The sequence below is a fragment of the Pantoea sp. E956-1 genome (genome assembly GCF_982223955.1).
In genome coordinates this window covers 35557-53724 of sequence record NZ_CEUYZP010000007.1, presented here as the reverse complement: position 1 = coordinate 53724, position 18168 = coordinate 35557, and the positions used below count along the sequence as shown (strand labels likewise).

Here is an 18168-nt window from a genome sequence, read left to right as displayed (position 1 = left end):
GCAGCGTATGAGCTTATCCGTTGCAACCAGAGTTACTATGCTTTGATTCCGTTCGCAATATAAGCAGGAGCAACAGCGTCGTGAATTGCCGACAAATAAGTCATTGTTATTGTTGAATTCACAAAGAGATTGACCTTGCTGTCTCCATTCAGAGACAGAGAAAATGCCAGCTGTCGCCTGATACCGACATTTCCCGGCAGGCCTGTTGGATGAAGCTTTGGGCTAATTCTTTAACCTGCTGATTTATTGTGATTTTAAAGATAATTATAAACCTGGCACGGCTTGTGCAATACTTCTGCTGTAGATGCTCATTCCACCTCTTATGTCTGCTAATGCTACATAAACCTGGGAATGATGCAGAGCCAATTTTAGGTACCTGTTGTCTGCCTGCCTGTATCGCGTAAGCCTTACAGGGTTAACAGACACCACGTTGAGTCAGGTACCTCCCGGTTGTCTTACCGACCTGATCTTACACCTGCCAGTGGCAGGTGTTTTTTTTGCCTGCGGAAACGTGCTGGCAGATTGCGGGCACAAAAAAGCCGGGCAAGCCCGGCTTTATCAGGTATCAAAAGAGGATCAGGCGTTGGGATTGTTCTTCAATGTGAGTAACAACCCTTCACGACGCATCTTCGCTGCTTCTTCCGGGCGACGCAGGCGATCATAAACATCCGCCAGCCATGCATAATCAAACGCGTCAGGACGCTGTGCCAGCGCCTGCTGCAGTGCCTCAGCAGCCTGTTGCCATTCACCATGACGCATCAGCAGCTGTCCCAGCGTACTGTGCAGCAATGGCGTTGCGCCATGCTGTTTGATCTGCTGGCGTAATGCCTTCTCCAGCGCTTCCGGATTACCGCTTTTGATGCGAGGCATCAGCAGTACCAGACGATCGTCATAATGACGCTTGAGGCCCTCCAGCACAATCGACTGCGCGGTGTCGTGATCGTTGCATTCAATCAGATGATCCGCCATGGCCACCTGCAGGGTTGTGTCCTGACGAGTTTTGCGGCTCAGATTGTTCCACCAGCGCTTCAGCCCATCGCTGCCCTGGTCGGCCATTGCCTGATTCATCAGACCCAGCCAGGCCTGCTGCTGTAACGCATCACGATGCAGTTCATCGCCAACCTGCGCCTTCTGCATGGCGGGCAGAATATCCAGCAATGCACTCCAGGCACCAGTACGGACATACGCCTGTTCGGCCAGGCGCAGCACTTCAGGATGACGCGGTGCCACTTCCAGCAGACGGTCAATGCTATGACGCGCAGCATGATCTTCGTTACGTGCCAGCTGAATACGGGCGCGGGCAATTTCTACCGGAATAGTGTTGTTTTCCGACAGCTCTGCAGCACGTTCAAGATGCTGATTGGCTCGGATTTCATCACCACGCTGTTGCGCAGCTTCTGCTGCCAGCAGGTAGTTCGCCACCGGCACATCAGCATGATCGGCATCTTTAGAAAGCAGTTTTTCCACCTGACGGTGGTCGCCTTCTGCCAGCTTCATCAGCGCCGACTGGGTATGACGCTGGGCGCGACGGCGTTTACGTCCGGTAAACCAGCCACGGGTTCGCGCCCCGGTGTGCAGCACGCGGCGCAGCAGCCATTCCACGGCCAGAATCACCAGCAGGCTGAGGATGAGAATAATGACCAGGCCGGTGACGCTGGTTTCGATATTCCAGTTATCTGTCTGAATCAGCACGTAGCCCTGATGACCGGCAATCATCGGTCCCAGCACTACGCCAGCAATCAGCAGGATAAAGAGGATAAATACCTTAAGCATGCTTAGCCTCCCTGCTGATTAGCAGCGGCAGAAGGTTGTGCTAACAGATTCCGAACGCGGGTCTGCATCAGCTGTTCCAGCAACGGCTGACTTTCCAGGTTATCCGGCAGATCCATATTGATGTTCTGCTGGCTCAGCTCATCCAGCTGGGCAAGGAAGGCTTTAGTCGCGGCATCGTTGGTGTCGTACCAGGCCCGAACCCACGCGGACACGGTGTCGATAGATTGTTTATAAATCTCATCCTGATGGCGCGGTACTGCCTGAGCAGCAATCAGCAGACGCGAACGGATATTCTCACGCAGGTAAACATCCTGATTAGGTGCCAGCAACGGCTGTGCAGTGTTATCGCGGCGACGGATGGTTATAAAGTCATCCATGAAGTTATGCCAGCTTTTCACCAGATTCTGACGCCATTCGCGCACGGAACCGGAGAGTTCACCGCCGTCGCTGTCCATCGGCGCATCATCGCTGTCGTTATCGGCCAGGCGCAGATTATCGACGTTGTTTGACAGCTGATTCAGTTTGAGGATGACGCCATCATAATCGACCTGCGTAACAGAAGAGAGGTTACTGATATCCTGGGTCAGCGCACGACGCACATTCATGACGCTGGGATCGTTCATGTCGGCCAGACTGGCGTCGGCGCTTTTCAGCAGTGCAGCGGCGGTGGTAACATCCTGGTCACTCCAGAGTTTGCGACCAGCCAGTTTCACCAGATAGTCCGCCTGTGCCAGCAACCAGCTGCGCACGTCGTTACCAGAAATCACGGCCACTTTTTCACGCAGGGTTTCCAGCTCTTTTGCTGACGCGTTCTGCTGTGTCTGGGCTGTCTGCAGCGCGGTTTCAGCACCGCTCAGTTGCTGAGTCAGCTGCTGTTTGTCGCTGCTGGCCTGCTGTTGCAGCGCGCTTAATTGTTCGCTCAGCTTCTGATTGGTTTGTGCCTGTAAATCAGCCTGATGTTTCCCGTTAAGGTATAAACCCGCACCAATCGCCAGCGCAATGACAATCGCAACTGCACCCAACACCATGCCACCATTTTTCGCATTACGCGGTGGTGTGCTGTTGCTGGAAGGAGAGCGATCGACCGCTGGGGTGGTTTCTTCAACCATGGCGGAGGAGTCTTTTTGTTCCGTCATATGTGGCACATCCCATTGTTAAAGTTCAGCGTAACGCGCGCAGCAGCGCATCGTTATCGGCACCATCGGCTACCTGAATATCCTGCCAACCCAATCCTGCGGCCAGGGTAGCCAAACGTTCACTGACGACAACCAGTCGGCAGTTGAGCAGCCATTCCTCGCGATCAACTGCGGGGAACAGCGAAAAAAGCTGTTGTAACATTTCACCGCTGGTCACCACCAGCACGGAGACACCGCGATCGCGCCAGCGGCGTCCTTCAACGGGTCCATCATAATACTTCTGGCAGCGCTGATAACAGGCTGCAAACGATACCTCAGCACCTCGCCGGGTTAACGTCTGAGCCAGCAACTCGCGTCCGGGATCGCCACGCAGGATCAGCGCACGTTTACCGGTAACCTGCTGAAGGGTATTCAGCTGGATCAATTCTTCACTGGTTTCATGCGCATGAGGCCAGGTCACCTGCTGTCCGCTGGCGGTATGAAAGGCCAGTGCAGTGCTGCGACCAATTGCATAATAGTCCAGCTCAGCGGGCCATGCTGTGACGGTATGTTGTGCGTAATGTATAACCTGCTGAGAAAGGATAAAAACCAGGTCGCCAGGGCGAAGCGCAGCGAGCTTTTGTGGCAGAGAGGCGAGGTCAGCGCCCGGCGCAAATTCGATCAGCGGCAGGCTCCACGCCTGTTTACCAAGGGCATGCAGGCGTGACACCAGCTCTGCCGCTGCGGGTTCCGGGCGCGTCACCAGAATGGTCATGCCGGCGGCTGCCCCTGGTAAACTTCTTGCAGGATTTCACGCGCGCCGCCATTCAGCAGTTCATCGGCCAGTGAAATGCCCATCTGTTCAGCCTGAGCGCGGGGCCCCCGGCGTTCACCGCTGACCATGACCCGGCCATCCGGTGCGCCGACCATGCCGCGCAGCCAGAGGTCATCGCCTTCCAGTACCGCGAAACTGCCGATTGGCACCTGGCAGCCGCCTTCTAAACGGGTGTTCATGGCGCGCTCCGCACGGACACAGACTTCGGTGTCATCGTGATTCAGCGCCTGCAACAGGCTGATTAAGGTGGTGTCGTCCAGACGGCATTCAATGCCGACCGCACCCTGACCCACGGCGGGCAGGGAAACTTCGGCAGGCATCGCCTGACGAATGCGATCTTCCAGTCCCAGGCGTTTCAGCCCGGCGACAGCAAGAATAATCGCGTCATACTCTCCGGCATCGAGCTTGCCGAGGCGGGTACCGACATTGCCACGCAGCGAGCGGATTACCAGATCCGGACGGCGCGCACTAATCTGGCACTGACGGCGCAAGCTGGACGTGCCGACAATGGCGCCCTGTGGCAGCGCGTCGATGGAGTCATAATGATGAGAAACGAACGCATCGCGCGGATCGTCGCGCTCGCAGATGGTTACCAGGCCCAGACCTTCCGGGAAACTGACCGGCACATCCTTCATCGAGTGCACCGCCATATCGGCACGGCCATCCTGCATCGCCAGCTCAAGTTCTTTGACAAACAACCCTTTGCCACCCACTTTTGCCAGCGGCGTATCAAGGATAATGTCACCTTTCGTGACCATAGGCACCAGCTCAACGCGCAGTCCCGGATGGGCACTCATGAGGCGTTGCTGTACATAATGTGCCTGCCATAATGCGAGCGGGCTTTGTCTTGTAGCAATTCTGAAAATTTTGTCTAACATGCTGTTAACCATTTTTATCGTTCACTGAATATCCTATCATCTCTGGGTGAATACTGTCAGTTTCAACGGATTGAAAACGGCCTGTGCGCGGTTTCAGGCACGGTTTATCACGCCACAACGTGGGAACCAGTGCTGAAAAGGCGGGAAGCTGGTAAGAACGTGCTAAACTGTCAGGTAGCGCAACTTTCTTTACGGTCAATCTGGCGAGTGTTAGATTGATCACGTTTCCAGCAATTATCTGCCCATTTTTTACTCTATAAGCGGCAGAGTGTGGAAACAGGGTGCTTAAACACTGGGACAATCAGGCGAAACGTCTTGTACCTCTACATTGAGACACTGAAACAGAGACTGGATGCAATCAACCAGCTGCGCGTTGATCGTGCGCTGGCTGCCATGGGACCCGCTTTTCAGCGCGTCTACAGTCTGCTGCCAACCTTATTACATTATCAACATCCGCAGATGCCGGGTTACCTTGAAGGTAGCGTTCCACATGGCATCAGCTTCTTCACGCCTGATGAAAATCAGCGCCAGCTGCTGGCCGATCTCACCGGCGACAGCGACCTGCGCCATGCCGATGCGCCGAAAGGCGAAATGCCGATCACGGCGATCTATTCTATGGGCAGCACCTCATCTGTCGGCCAGAACAGCGTCTCGGATCTCGATATCTGGGTGTGTCATCAATCCTGGCTCGATAATGAAGAGCGTCTGAATCTGCAGCGCAAATGTACGCTGCTGCAGAAGTGGTGCGTTTCGATGGGCGTGGAGGTGAGTTTCTTTCTGATTGATGAGAACCGCTTCCGCCACAACGAAAGCGGCAGTCTGGGCGGGGAAGATTGCGGTTCAACACAACACATTTTACTGCTGGATGAGTTTTACCGTACCGCGGTTCGTATGGCGGGCAAACGCATCCTGTGGAATATGGTGCCGGGCGAAGAAGAGCACAACTACGACGACTACGTCATGTCGCTCTACGCCAAAGGCGTTCTGACCCCCAATGAGTGGCTTGATCTTGGCGGTCTCGGCACGCTGTCGGCAGAAGAGTATTTCGGTGCCAGCCTGTGGCAGCTCTATAAAAGCATCGACTCCCCGTATAAAGCTGTACTGAAAACGCTGCTGCTGGAAGCCTACAGCTGGGAATACCCGAACACGCAACTGCTGGCGATGGATATCAAACAGCGGCTGCACGACGGTGAAATCATCTGCTTCGGACTTGATCCTTACTGCATGATGCTGGAGCGCGTCACGCACTATCTGACCAGCGTTGATGATCAGCCGCGTCTTGACCTGGTGCGTCGCTGCTTCTACCTCAAAGTGTGTGAAAAGCTCAGCACCGAAGATCATCAGCACCGCACTGGCTGGCGTCGCGAAATTTTATCGCAGCTGGTCAAAGAGTGGGGCTGGAACGAAGATAAGATCGCCATTCTGGACAATCGCGCTGAGTGGAAAATCGAGCGGGTGCGCGAAGCCCATAATGAATTGCTGGATGCGATGATGCAGAGTTATCGCAACCTGATCCGCTTTGCCCGCCGCAATAACTTAAGCGTCAGCGCCAGCCCGCAGGATATCGGTGTGTTGACCCGTAAACTGTATGCCGCGTTTGAAGCGCTGCCGGGCAAAGTGACGCTGGTGAATCCGCAGATTTCGCCCGATCTCTCCGAACCCAATCTGACCTTTATTCATGTGCCGCCTGGCCGCGCCAACCGTTCCGGCTGGTATCTCTATAACCAGGCACCGGACATGGATTCGATCATCAGCCATCAGCCGCTGGAATATAATCGCTACCTGAATAAGCTGGTGGCGTGGGCGTGGTTCAATGGACTGCTGACCCGTAAAACCCGGCTGCATATTAAAGGCAATGAGGTTTGCGATCTGGCGCGTCTGCAGGAGCTGGTTAACGATGTTTCCAGCCACTTCCCGCTGCGTCTGCCTTCGCCGACGCCAAAAGCACTCTACAGTCCGTGCGAAATCCGGCACCTCGCGATTATTGTTAACCTTGAACACGATCCGACGGCGGCCTTTCGTAATCAGGTGGTGCACTTTGACTTCCGCAAGCTGGATGTCTTTAGCTTTGGTCAGCAGCAGCAGTGCCTGATTGGCAGCATCGATCTGCTCTATCGCAACTCCTGGAATGAGGTGCGTACGCTGCACTTCAGTGGCGAGCAGGCGATGATCGAAGGGCTGAAAACCATTCTCGGCAAGATGCATCAGGATGCTGCGCCGCCCGATACGGTGGAGGTGTTCTGCTACAGCCAGCACCTGCGCGGTCTGATTCGGACGCGGGTACAGCAACTGGTCTCAGAATGCATTGAGCTGCGCCTCTCCAGCACGCGTCAGGAGCCGGGCCGCTTTAAAGCGCTGCGTATGGCGGGTGAGACCTGGGGCCTGTTCTTTGAACGCATGAGCGTTTCGGTGCAGAAGCTGGAAAACGCGGTTGAGTTTTATGGCGCGATCTCCAACAACAAGCTGCACGGGCTCTCTATCAAAGTCGAAACGAATCAGACGCCGCTGCCACCCGTGGTCAACGGTTATGCCAGTGAAGGCATCATTCAGTTCTTCTTTGAAAACACGACCGATGAGCGTGGCTTTAATATCTACATCCTCGATGAGACTAATCGGGTTGAGGTCTATCATCACTGTGAAGGCAGCAAAGAGGAGCTGGTACGCGACGTCAGCCGCTTCTACTCTTCATCGCACGATCGCTTTACCTATGGCTCAAGTTTTATCAACTTCAACCTGCCGCAGTTCTACCAGATTGTGAACACCGGTGAGCGATTCCAGGTGATTCCGTTTCGTAGCCAGACGCTGACACAGCTGTGTACGTCGCAGCCTGACAACGACAACAGCGACTATCAACCGCGCTATCAGGTGCATTGATGCTGACGGGCTGTCTGCGCTCTGCAGGTAGCCGCTATCTTCCTGGCTTGTCACCCGGTTCACGCTATTTGCGGGGATTTCCTGTTGCTTTTCCACCTTCAACTGCGATGATAAGCATCCTGATAAAGGACATGAAGAGCATAAAGAATGAAGAAAGTAATAAGCCTGTTGACCATGACACTGGCAGTAATCAGCCTTGCAGGTTGTGGTCTGAAAGGACCGCTCTACTTCCCGCCGAAGGACCAGCCGAAGAAACAACAAGCGCCGACTGAACGCCAGAAAGCGGATGCCACTAAAGCCGATGTCGGCGGTCTGGTTACCGGCAATTCAGGCGCACTAGCGAACTAATCTGATGGCTTATCCGGCGGAGCAAAAAATGCAGTTCTCCAAAATGCACGGTCTCGGCAACGATTTTATGGTTGTGGATGCGGTGACACAAAACGTCTTCTTTTCGCCGGAATTGATCCGCCGGCTGGCCGATCGTCATCTGGGGATCGGTTTTGACCAACTGCTCATTGTTGAACCGCCTTACGATCCCGATCTCGATTTCCACTATCGCATTTTCAACGCCGATGGCAGTGAAGTGGCACAGTGCGGCAACGGTGCGCGCTGCTTTGCCCGTTTTGTTCAGCTGAAAGGGCTGACCAACAAAAGCGACATCCGGGTCAGTACGCAGAATGGCCGTATGGTGTTGACCGTCACGCCTGACGACCAGGTGCGCGTGAACATGGGCGAGCCAAACTTTGAGCCTCAGCAGGTGCCGTTCCGTGCCAACAAAACCGAAAATCTCTATCTGCTACGTGTGGCCGAGCAGACGGTGATGCTGGGTGCGGTGTCGATGGGTAATCCGCACTGCGTTATTCAGGTTGAAAGTGTCAAAACTGCGCAGGTTGAACTGCTGGGCCCGATTCTGGAGAGTCATGAACGCTTCCCGGATCGCGTCAATGTCGGTTTTATGGAGATCATCAATCCCGAACATATCCGCCTGCGCGTCTACGAACGCGGAGCGGGTGAAACGCAGGCATGCGGCAGCGGCGCCTGTGCTGCCGTTGCATGCGGCATTCAGCAGGGCATTCTGGCACCGAAAGTGCGTGTCGATCTGCCTGGCGGAACGCTGCATATCTCCTGGAAAGGCGCCGGTCAGCCGCTCTACATGACCGGGCCTGCGACACACGTCTACGATGGGTTTATTCATCTATGAAAAATATCGAAGAGCAGGCTGACAGTTCGGTTCTGCTGGACGATCAGGCCGTCAGTGATTATCTGCGGCAGAATCCCGATTTCTTTATCCGCAATGCCCGTGCAGTTGAACAGATGGCCGTGCCGCATCCGGTGCGTGGCAGCGTCTCGCTGGTCGAATGGCATATGGCGCGGCAACGCAACCATATCCAGCGGCTGGAAGAAGAGATCACGCTACTGATGGAGCAGGCCAGCGCTAACCACGAACTGTTTGACCGTCTGCTGTCGCTGGAAAGTCATCTGGCCGCGGCTGACTCGCTGCAGGATATGCTTAACCGTCTGCATCGCTGGGCGCGTGAGCTGGGCCTGGCGGGTGCCAATGTGCGGCTGTTCAGTGATAAATGGCTGCTGGGCGCGCCCTCCGATTTCTTTCAGCTGAGCCTCTCGCGTCAGGCGTTTGAACCGCTGCGTATTCAGCGCTTTGGTAACCAGCATCACTATCTTGGCAATATCAATGGGCCGGAACTGCTGCTGCTGCTGCCGCAGGCCAAAGCGATCGGGTCGGTTGCGATGTCGCTGATGGGTGAGGAGGGCGATCTCGGCGTGCTGGTGTTCAGCAGTCGTGACAGCCAGCACTATCAATCGGGCATGGGGACACTGCTGTTGCAGCATCTGTCGCAGATGATGCCTGATCTGCTCTCCCGCTGGGTTGAACGCACATGAGCAGCGCGCTGCAGGAGGCCGTCGACGGATTTCTGCGCTACCTGAAAGTGGAGCGCCAGCTCAGTCCGTTAACTCAGAGTAGCTATGCGCGCCAGCTTGCCGCGCTGGTGGCGATTGCGGATGAGATTAAGCTCAGCAGCTGGGCACAGCTTGAACCGGCGCAGGTGCGCAGCATGGCGGCACGCAGCCGTCGTGCCGGACTGGCCGCCAGCAGCCTCGCGCTGCGGCTCTCCGCTCTGCGCAGTTTTCTCGACTGGCAGGTGAGCCAGGGTTTGCTCTCTGCTAATCCGGCCAAAGGGGTGATGACGCCGCGTAAAGCGCGCCATCTGCCTAAAAACATTGATGTTGATGAAGTGAATCAGCTGCTGGAGATCGACCTTAGCGATCCGCTGGCGGTGCGCGACCGGGCGATGCTGGAAGTGATGTATGGCGGCGGTTTGCGTCTCTCTGAACTGGTGAATATGGATTGTCGCCACGTCGATCTCGATTCAGGTGAAGTGTGGGTCGTCGGTAAGGGCAGCAAAGAGCGCCGGATACCGATTGGTCGCACGGCGGTCACCTGGATCCAGCACTGGCTGCCGCTGCGTGAAACCTTTGGCGCCCAGGATGATGCGCTGTTTCTTTCGACGCGCGGCAACCGCATCTCGCCACGTAACGTGCAGAAACGCTTTGCCGAATGGGGCATCCGACAGGGCGTGGCCAGCCATATCCATCCGCATAAGCTGCGACACTCTTTTGCCACGCATCTGCTGGAATCCAGTGGTGACCTGCGCGCCGTACAGGAATTGCTGGGTCATGCAAATCTGTCGACGACCCAGATCTATACCCATCTCGACTTCCAGCATCTGGCTTCGGTGTATGACGCTGCGCATCCCCGCGCCAAACGAGGAAAGAACGAATGAAGTTTTATCGTCCGCTGTCGGCCATAAAAGCCATGACCTTCGACCTTGATGACACACTCTACGATAACTACCCGGTCATCCGTCGCACCACCCTGGAATCCCATGCCGCGTTGCAGGCTTTTCATCCGGCGCTGCGTGACTTCACGCCGCAGGATTATCAGCAGTTGCGCGATGAACTGCTGCAGCGCGAACCTGATATCTATCATGATGTTTCGGAGTGGCGACGCCGTTCGGTTGAGCTGGCGATGCTGAATATCGGCCTCTCTGCCGCTGAAGCTACAGCGGGCGCTGCAGAAGTGATGGCGGTCTTCCATCAGTGGCGGAGTCAGGTCGAGATGCCGGATGAGACGCACCAGACGCTGAAAGCGCTGGCGGAAAAAATCCCGCTGGTGGCAGTCACCAACGGCAACGCCTGCCCGGAAAAAATGGGCATTGCCGAATACTTCCGCTTCACACTGCGGGCCGGCCCGGACGGGCGCGCCAAGCCGTGGCAGGATATGTATCAGCTTGCCGCACAACGCCTGGATATCGCGCCACACCATATTCTGCATGTGGGTGATGACCTGACCACCGACGTGGCGGGCTCACTGCGCTGCGGGCTGCAGGCCTGCTGGATTAACCTCCGGCAGGGCAACCTGATGCATATCCCGGATGCGCGCCTGTTGCCGCATGTCGAAATTTCGCGGTTGGCATCACTCACCTCACTGCTATAATGGCTGTAAATTTATCCAGTCGTCTCCTCTTTTCTGTTTTGCCGCCGTCCCTTATCCGGCATCTGTATCGCAGCCTGACTGGCAGCGATAATGCCTTGCGGCAGGCGGAATAATCAGTGTGACGACGGCGTTTTTTCTTTGGTAATCGGTGCTTATGGACGTTTCTGAACTGCTCGATGGTTTGAATGACAATCAGCGCGCTGCCGTTGCGGCACCGCGCAGTAACCTGCTGGTGCTGGCAGGCGCGGGCAGTGGTAAAACGCGGGTGCTGGTGCATCGCATTGCCTGGCTGATGTCGGTGGAGAACTGCTCGCCCTATTCAATTATGGCGGTGACCTTTACCAATAAAGCGGCAGCGGAGATGCGTCACCGTATCGAGCATCTGATCGGCACCAGTCAGGGCGGGATGTGGATCGGAACCTTCCACGGTCTGGCGCACCGCTTACTGCGCGCCCATCATCTTGACGCCGGTCTGCCACAGGATTTTCAGATCCTCGACAGCGAAGATCAGCTACGTCTGCTCAAGCGCCTGATCAAATCAATGAACCTTGATGACAAACAGTGGCCTGCGCGTCAGGGCATGTGGTACATCAACGGCAAAAAAGATGAAGGCCTGCGGCCAAAGCATATCGAAAGCTACGGCAACCCGATTGAGCAGACCTGGCTGCGCATCTATCAGGCCTATCAGGAAGCCTGTGACCGCGCCGGTTTAGTCGACTTTGCCGAGCTGTTGCTGCGCGCCCATGAGTTATGGCTCAACAAGCCACACATTCTTAATCATTACCGCGAACGCTTTACCAATGTGCTGGTGGATGAGTTCCAGGATACCAACAACATTCAGTATGCCTGGATTCGGATGCTGGCGGGGGACAGCGGCCGGGTGATCATCGTGGGCGATGATGACCAGTCGATCTACGGCTGGCGCGGCGCACAGGTCGAGAATATTCAGCGCTTCCTGCAGGATTTCCCCGGCGCGGAAACGATCCGTCTGGAGCAGAACTACCGTTCAACCAATAACATCCTGAAAGCCGCCAACGCCCTGATCGCTAACAACAATGGTCGTCTGGGTAAAGAGCTCTGGACCGAAGGCAGCGATGGCGAACCGATCTCGATCTACTGCGCCTTTAATGAGCTGGATGAAGCGCGCTTCGTGGTTAACCGCATTAAGGTCTGGATGGAGAACGGCGGCGCGCTCAACGACTGCGCGATTCTCTATCGCAGCAACGCCCAGTCGCGTGTGCTGGAAGAGGCGCTGCTGCAAAGCAGCATGCCGTACCGTATTTATGGCGGCATGCGCTTCTTCGAACGTCAGGAGATTAAAGATGCGCTCTCCTATCTGCGTCTGATGGCGAACCGCAATGACGACGCGGCATTTGAACGCGTGGTGAATACCCCGACACGCGGCGTGGGTGATCGCACGCTCGACGTGGTGCGGCAGACCGCCCGTGAACGTCAGATGACGCTGTGGCAGGCAACGCGTGAACTGCTGCAAAGCCGTGCGCTGGCCGGTCGGGCTGCATCTGCGCTGCAACGCTTCTGTGAACTGGTTGATTCACTGGCAACCGAAACCGCCGAATTACCGCTGCATGTTCAGACCGACCGGGTCATCAAAGACTCTGGCCTGTGGCTGATGTATGAGCAGGAAAAAGGTGAGAAGGGTCAGGCGCGTATCGAAAACCTTGAGGAGCTGGTGACCGCTACGCGGCAGTTCAGCTATCAGGATGAAGATGAAGATCTGATGCCACTGCAGGCCTTTTTATCCCACGCGGCGCTGGAAGCGGGCGAAGGTCAGGCAGACAAATGGCAGGATGCAGTTCAGCTGATGACGCTCCACTCGGCAAAAGGGCTGGAGTTCAGCCAGGTGTTTATCGTCGGCATGGAAGAGGGCATGTTTCCGAGCCAGATGTCACTGGATGAAGGTGGCCGGCTGGAGGAGGAGCGTCGTCTGGCTTATGTCGGCGTGACCCGTGCGATGCTCAAGCTGACACTGACCTACGCCGAAACCCGGCGACTCTATGGTAAGGAAGTGTATCACCGGCCGTCCCGTTTTATCGGTGAACTGCCCGAAGCGTGCATAGAAGAAGTGCGTCTGCGCGCCAGCGTCAGCCGTCCGGTAAACCATCAGCGGATGGGTGCCCCGGTGACCAAAAATGACAGTGGATTCGCGCTGGGTCAGCGTGTTCATCACGCAAAATTTGGCGAAGGCACCATCATTAATCTGGAAGGCAGCGGTGAGCATAGCCGACTTCAGGTGGCGTTTCAGGGGCAGGGAATCAAGTGGCTGGTGGCGGCTTACGCGAAGCTGGAAACGCTTTAGCGTGCGGTTGACGGCTTTTTCGTCTCAGCGTAACATGCGCCCACTATTATCATGAGAGGACAATGCCTTGGACACGCCCAGTCGATGCTGGCTCAATGACCTGGATTCCAGGAATAACATCTAAGGCTACCTCTTTACGCGGGTAGCCTTAGCGGTTATCAGCGACCTCCCTTTTTGATTCCGTCGCGAGTCAGCACTGATTTATCTCTGAAACTCTGTTTCCGTGTTCAGGCTGCCCGTTCCATGTTGAGGAACGGCGGACTGCCTTGTCCCATTTAGTCTGCAATGGGGAGTATTGCTATGCTGAGCGCATTTAAACTGGATCACAGCCGCCTGACGCGACTGGAGCTGGAAGACGAAAACGACAAACTGACGACCTCTGTCTGGGTCGATCTGATCGAGCCGGAAGAGGGCGAACGTGATCGCGTGCAATCTGAGCTGGGCCAGAGTCTGGCAACACGGCCTGAGCTGGAAGATATCGAGGCCTCGGCACGCTTCTTCGAAGATGAAGATGGCCTGCATATCCACTCCTTCTTCTTCTATGAAGATGCTGACGATCACGCCGGTAACTCCACCGTGGCGTTCACCATCCGTGAAGGCCGCCTCTACACGCTGCGCGAACGTGAGCTGCCTGCTTTCCGTCTCTATCGCATGCGCGCCCGAAACCAGACCCTGATCGATGGCAATGCCTTTGAGCTACTGCTTGACCTGTTTGAAACCAAAATCGAGCAGCTGGCGGACGAAATCGAGAACATCTACAGCGCACTGGAGAAACTCAGCCGGGTGATCATGGAAGGTCAGCAGGGTGAAGAGTACGATCAGGCGCTGTCGCGATTAGCGGAACTGGAAGATATCGGCTGGAAGGTGCGCCTCTGTCTGATGGATACCCAGCGCGCCCTGAACTTCCTGGTACGCAAAGCACGTTTGCCGGGTAATCAGCTGGAGCAGGCGCGTGAAATTCTGCGCGATATCGAATCGCTGTTGCCGCATAACGAATCACTGTTTCAGAAGGTTAACTTCCTGATGCAGGCGGCTATGGGTTTCATCAACATCGAGCAGAACCGCATCATCAAGATCTTCTCGGTGGTCTCCGTGGTGTTTCTGCCGCCGACGCTGGTGGCCTCCAGCTACGGGATGAACTTTGAGTTTATGCCGGAACTGAAGTGGAGCTTTGGTTATCCGGCGGCGATAGGACTGATGATTCTGGCCGGACTGGCGCCTTATCTCTATTTCAAACGTAAAAACTGGCTGTAAAATAAGAACGGGCCATCTGAGATGGCCCGTTCTGCTGGCTCTCATCCCCGTTTCTGCGTACTCTGACCCTCCTGTTTTTACAAATTATTAACTTCTTATGGACGCTTTTTCGTTGCGCGCGCAGTGGACACTGCTGCTGCTGATCTCGGTATTACTGGGCGCGGTGCTGCACTATTTTCATGTGCCTGCCGCGCTGTTACTGGGACCAATGATTGTGGGTGTGGTGATGGGGCTGTCGGGTGCCACGCTGCGAATTGATAAACGGCTGTTCCTGCTCGCTCAGGCCGTGCTGGGCTGCATGATTGCGCAGAGCCTGTCGCCCTCGATTCTGACACCGCTGATTCAGGATTGGCCGATCGTGCTGGCAGTGCTGCTGCTGACGCTGGCGGCCAGCGGCCTGTCAGGTTTTCTGCTGGTGCGTTTCAGTCATCTGCCTGGCCCGACGGGCGCATGGGGATCGTCGCCTGGCGGTGCATCGGCCATGGTGGCGATGGCGGGTGACTTTGGCGCTGACGTGCGGCTGGTCGCATTCATGCAGTATCTGCGGGTGCTGTTTGTCGCCTCGGCGGCTGCACTGGTAGCGCGCATCGGGCTGGGCGATGAGGCGCACAGCGTCTCGCTGCTCTGGTTTCCACCGCTGAATCAGGGTTTTGCCATCACCCTGGTGGTGATGCTGACGGGCGCGTGGCTGGGCACCCGGCTGCGCATCCCTTCTGGCGCGCTGCTGCTGCCTGCGCTGGCGGGTGCGGCACTGAACAGCAGCGACATCGCGGTGTTACAGGTGCCGGAATGGCTGCTGGCCGTGGCCTATGCACTGATTGGCTGGAGCGTGGGATTACGGTTCACCCGCCCGATTTTTCTGCTGGCACTGCGCACGCTGCCGCAGATGCTGGCTTCGATCTTCGGACTGATGCTGTTGTGTGGCGGACTGGCGTGGATGCTGACGCAAATGCTGGATATCGATCTGATGACGGCCTATCTCGCCACCAGTCCAGGCGGGCTGGACACGGTGGCGATCATTGCCGCGGGGACTCAGGTCAACATGGCGTTTGTGATGGCGTTGCAGACGTTGCGTCTGTTTACCATCCTGCTGACCGGCCCGGCTTTAGCGCGCTTTATTTCACGCTATGCGCGAACGGGAACGGAATGAAAACGCCACCGCATCGCAGACAAATACCAGCAGCGCCAGCCAGATGAAACCAAAGGTCACCATCTTGTCTGGCGTGATGGTCTCACCGTAAAACGCGACCGCCAGCACAAACATCAGCGTCGGGCCGAGATACTGAAAGAAGCCTACGGTGGAAAGTCGCAGACGACTGCAGGCCGCCGCAAACAGCATCAGCGGAATGGTGGTCACAATGCCCGCCGCTATCAGCTTCAGGTTGAGACTCAGCGGGTTGGCAGATAAGTGGCTGGTGGCGCTGTCGGCAAAGCCAAACAGGTAAATCGCCGCCAGCGGAAACAGCCACAGGGTTTCAATCAGCATGCCGCTCTGCGCATCGACCTGAATCTTTTTACGCACCAGGCCATACAGGGCAAAACTCAGCGCCAGGCCCAGCGCGATAATCGGTAACGACCCAAACTGCCACAGTTGCACCAGCACGCCGACGGTGGCCAGCAGCACGGCGAGCCACTGCAGACGGCGAAACCGTTCGCGTAAAAACAGCATGCCGAACACCACGTTGATCAGCGGGTTAATAAAGTAGCCCAGGCTGGCTTCCAGCATATGCTGATTGTTGACTGCCCAGATAAACAGCAGCCAGTTGCCGCCGATAGTCACGGCCGTCAGCGCCAGCAGCAGCACTTTTTTAGGCTGGCGTAACACGCTGCGAACGCCGGGCCAGCTGCGGCTCAGGGTAATCAGTAACAGCATAAAAAGTGCAGACCAGATAACCCGGTGTGTCATGATTTCTGTCGCGGGAACCTGTTTTACCAGCTTGAAATAAGCGGGCGCAATGCCCCAGATAAAGTAAGCGCCCAGTGCAAAGCCAACGCCCTGGCGGGTTTGTTGCGTATCCATATGCGATCCATTCAATAGCGTATTTAGCCGATAAGATAGGTGGCGGTAGCCGTAGCGATATAGTCGCCCTGCTGATTGTGCAACTCCACGCGTGCCACGGCGACTTTGTTACCGGCGCGCAGCAGGCTGCTGGTGGCGGTGAAGCGTTCGCCGCGTCCGGGACGCAGATAGTCGACGCGCATATCAATAGTGCCCATGCGTGACAGACGCTGGCGCAGGTCCGCTTCACTGATGCTTTCCTGTCGGGTTAACGCATTACTGACGCAGACCATACCTGCAGCCACGTCCAGTACGGATGCGATAACGCCGCCGTGCAGAATCTGCTGCGCCTGGTTGCCTACCAGCATGGTTTTGTTAGCGAAGCTGATCTCAGCGTAGTCTGCGTCCAGGCGCACCAGTTCCAGGCCTAACGCCTGATTAAATGGCATGTGGTAAACGAAAATTTCGCCGACCAGCTGGCGAGCGTCCTGCTGTGTCAGCACGGGTGATGACATGATGATGTGTCCTGAAAAAATCGGGCCAGAGGGGCGCGGAACATGAACGAGTTGTGTATTCTATGCCGCCTGCGAGGGTGTTTCCAGTTTAAGAAATCAGCACTCATGCTCATTGCTGTTTGCGTGTAGAATGGCCTGCTTTTTACGACACCCTTTCAGTTATTCTGATACGCAGCTGCTCACCGGAGAATTATATGCGTAAGCATCGCGCCTTGCTGGCGGCAATGTTGATATTTCCTGCGCTGGCGCAGGCGGATGAAGCCCATATTAAAGAGGTTCATGACGCACCACAGGTTCAGGGCAGCATTATTGCTAACCTGCTGGAGAAGCATGATAACCCGTTTGTTCTCTATCCTTACGAGAACAACTACCTGCTCTACACCTATACCAGCGACCTCAATAAAGAGGCGATCTCCTCCTATAACTGGGGTGAGAATGCCCGCAAAGATGAAGTGAAATTCCAGCTCAGCCTGGCATTTCCGCTATGGCGCGGTATTCTGGGCGACAACTCGGTGCTGGCAGCCTCTTACACCCAGCGTTCCTGGTGGCAGCTGTCGAATAGCGCGGAGTCATCGCCATTCCGTGAGACCAACTATGAGCCGCAGATTTTCCTGGGCTGGGCGACCGACTATTCGCTGGCGGGCTGGACACTGCGTGATGTCGAAGTGGGTCTGAATCACCAATCCAACGGACGAAGCGATCCCACCTCGCGCAGCTGGAACCGCGTCTATGCGCGTCTGATGGCAGAGAATGGTAACTTCCTGGCGGAAATCAAACCCTGGTATCGTATCCCTGAAGGGGCGAACAGCGATGATAATCCTGATATCACCAAATACATGGGTTACTACCGCACCCGTCTGGGCTATAAGCTCGGCGACAATATCTTCAGCGTAGAGGGCAACTATAACTGGAACAGCGGTTATGGCGGCGCTACCCTGGGCTGGAGCTACCCTATCACTGAGCACGTTCGCTTCTATACTCAGGTGTTTAGCGGTTACGGTGAATCACTGATCGACTACAACCATCGCCAGACGCGTCTGGGTGTGGGTGTAACACTTAACGACTTGTTCTAATCCCTAACGAAAGACAGG

17 protein-coding genes are annotated in these 18168 nt (G+C 56.0%); 11 read left to right on the top strand and 6 right to left on the bottom strand.

The genetic code is table 11. The annotated features are described in order from the left end of the window. Positions 1-576: 576 nt before the first annotated feature. The 4 genes from hemY to hemC are packed head-to-tail and all read right to left on the bottom strand — an operon-like array spanning position 577 to position 4601. Positions 577-1773 (bottom strand): protoheme IX biogenesis protein HemY, encoded by a 1197-nt coding sequence (gene hemY / locus AC0T7J_RS16915; protein ID WP_473795422.1) that lies wholly within the window; start codon positions 1771-1773, stop codon positions 577-579. 2 nt (positions 1774-1775) lie between these two features. Next, positions 1776-2909, bottom strand: coding sequence for a uroporphyrinogen-III C-methyltransferase (hemX, locus tag AC0T7J_RS16910; protein ID WP_010257336.1), 1134 nt, complete (start codon positions 2907-2909; stop codon positions 1776-1778). A gap of 25 nt (positions 2910-2934) precedes the next feature. Further along, a complete protein-coding gene (gene hemD / locus AC0T7J_RS16905; protein ID WP_473795420.1) occupies positions 2935-3663 on the bottom strand; it encodes a uroporphyrinogen-III synthase in 729 nt (242 codons plus the stop codon). Then, positions 3660-4601 carry a hydroxymethylbilane synthase gene (gene hemC, locus AC0T7J_RS16900; RefSeq protein ID WP_473795419.1) on the bottom strand — a complete coding sequence of 314 codons (942 nt, stop codon included), beginning with the start codon at positions 4599-4601 and terminating at the stop codon, positions 3660-3662. The genes hemD and hemC overlap by 4 nt, the downstream gene beginning before the upstream one ends. Before the next feature lie 315 nt (positions 4602-4916). Between hemC and AC0T7J_RS16895 the strand changes: the two genes are divergently transcribed. The 10 genes from AC0T7J_RS16895 (at position 4917) to AC0T7J_RS16850 (ending at position 15713) form a co-directional block, all read left to right on the top strand. Beyond that, a complete protein-coding gene (locus AC0T7J_RS16895) occupies positions 4917-7475 on the top strand; it encodes a class I adenylate cyclase (RefSeq protein WP_473795417.1) in 2559 nt (852 codons plus the stop codon). Between the two features lie 147 nt (positions 7476-7622). Continuing rightward, complete coding sequence (gene lptM / locus AC0T7J_RS16890) at positions 7623-7823, top strand: LPS translocon maturation chaperone LptM (protein WP_473795415.1); 201 nt, start codon at positions 7623-7625, stop codon at positions 7821-7823. Positions 7824-7851: 28 nt separating this feature from the next. After that, complete coding sequence (gene dapF, locus AC0T7J_RS16885; protein WP_473795414.1) at positions 7852-8676, top strand: diaminopimelate epimerase; 825 nt, start codon at positions 7852-7854, stop codon at positions 8674-8676. Then, positions 8673-9377: a DUF484 domain-containing protein gene (locus AC0T7J_RS16880; RefSeq protein ID WP_473795412.1), complete on the top strand. Its 705-nt coding sequence runs from the start codon at positions 8673-8675 to the stop codon at positions 9375-9377. The genes dapF and AC0T7J_RS16880 overlap by 4 nt, the downstream gene beginning before the upstream one ends. Beyond that, positions 9374-10279: a tyrosine recombinase XerC gene (xerC, locus tag AC0T7J_RS16875; RefSeq protein WP_473795411.1), complete on the top strand. Its 906-nt coding sequence runs from the start codon at positions 9374-9376 to the stop codon at positions 10277-10279. The genes AC0T7J_RS16880 and xerC overlap by 4 nt, the downstream gene beginning before the upstream one ends. Further along, positions 10276-10992, top strand: coding sequence for a 5-amino-6-(5-phospho-D-ribitylamino)uracil phosphatase YigB (gene yigB / locus AC0T7J_RS16870; protein ID WP_022624864.1), 717 nt, complete (start codon positions 10276-10278; stop codon positions 10990-10992). Before xerC ends, yigB begins: the two co-directional genes overlap by 4 nt. A gap of 154 nt (positions 10993-11146) precedes the next feature. After that, complete coding sequence (gene uvrD, locus AC0T7J_RS16865; RefSeq protein ID WP_010257313.1) at positions 11147-13309, top strand: DNA helicase II; 2163 nt, start codon at positions 11147-11149, stop codon at positions 13307-13309. Between the two features lie 67 nt (positions 13310-13376). Continuing rightward, positions 13377-13433, top strand: a complete 57-nt coding sequence (gene ysgD / locus AC0T7J_RS16860; RefSeq protein ID WP_353748370.1) for a YsgD/CorL family protein — start codon at positions 13377-13379, stop codon at positions 13431-13433. Between the two features lie 176 nt (positions 13434-13609). Further along, complete coding sequence (gene corA, locus AC0T7J_RS16855; protein ID WP_003854370.1) at positions 13610-14563, top strand: magnesium/cobalt transporter CorA; 954 nt, start codon at positions 13610-13612, stop codon at positions 14561-14563. Between the two features lie 97 nt (positions 14564-14660). Further along, complete coding sequence (locus tag AC0T7J_RS16850; protein ID WP_473795410.1) at positions 14661-15713, top strand: AbrB family transcriptional regulator; 1053 nt, start codon at positions 14661-14663, stop codon at positions 15711-15713. On the opposite strand, the gene rarD is transcribed toward AC0T7J_RS16850, so the two are convergent. After that, entirely contained in the window at positions 15684-16583 is a 900-nt protein-coding gene (rarD, locus tag AC0T7J_RS16845; RefSeq protein ID WP_010257306.1) for an EamA family transporter RarD, read from the bottom strand. The two genes, AC0T7J_RS16850 and rarD, sit on opposite strands and share 30 nt — an antisense overlap. A gap of 23 nt (positions 16584-16606) precedes the next feature. Continuing rightward, on the bottom strand, positions 16607-17077 hold the full coding sequence (locus AC0T7J_RS16840; RefSeq protein WP_473795409.1) for a thioesterase family protein: 471 nt from the start codon (positions 17075-17077) through the stop codon (positions 16607-16609). A 194-nt stretch (positions 17078-17271) separates the two neighbouring features. Here AC0T7J_RS16840 and pldA point away from each other — a divergent pair, with 194 nt between their 5' ends. Then, a complete protein-coding gene (gene pldA, locus AC0T7J_RS16835) occupies positions 17272-18150 on the top strand; it encodes a phospholipase A (protein ID WP_010257301.1) in 879 nt (292 codons plus the stop codon). Positions 18151-18168: the final 18 nt, after the last annotated feature.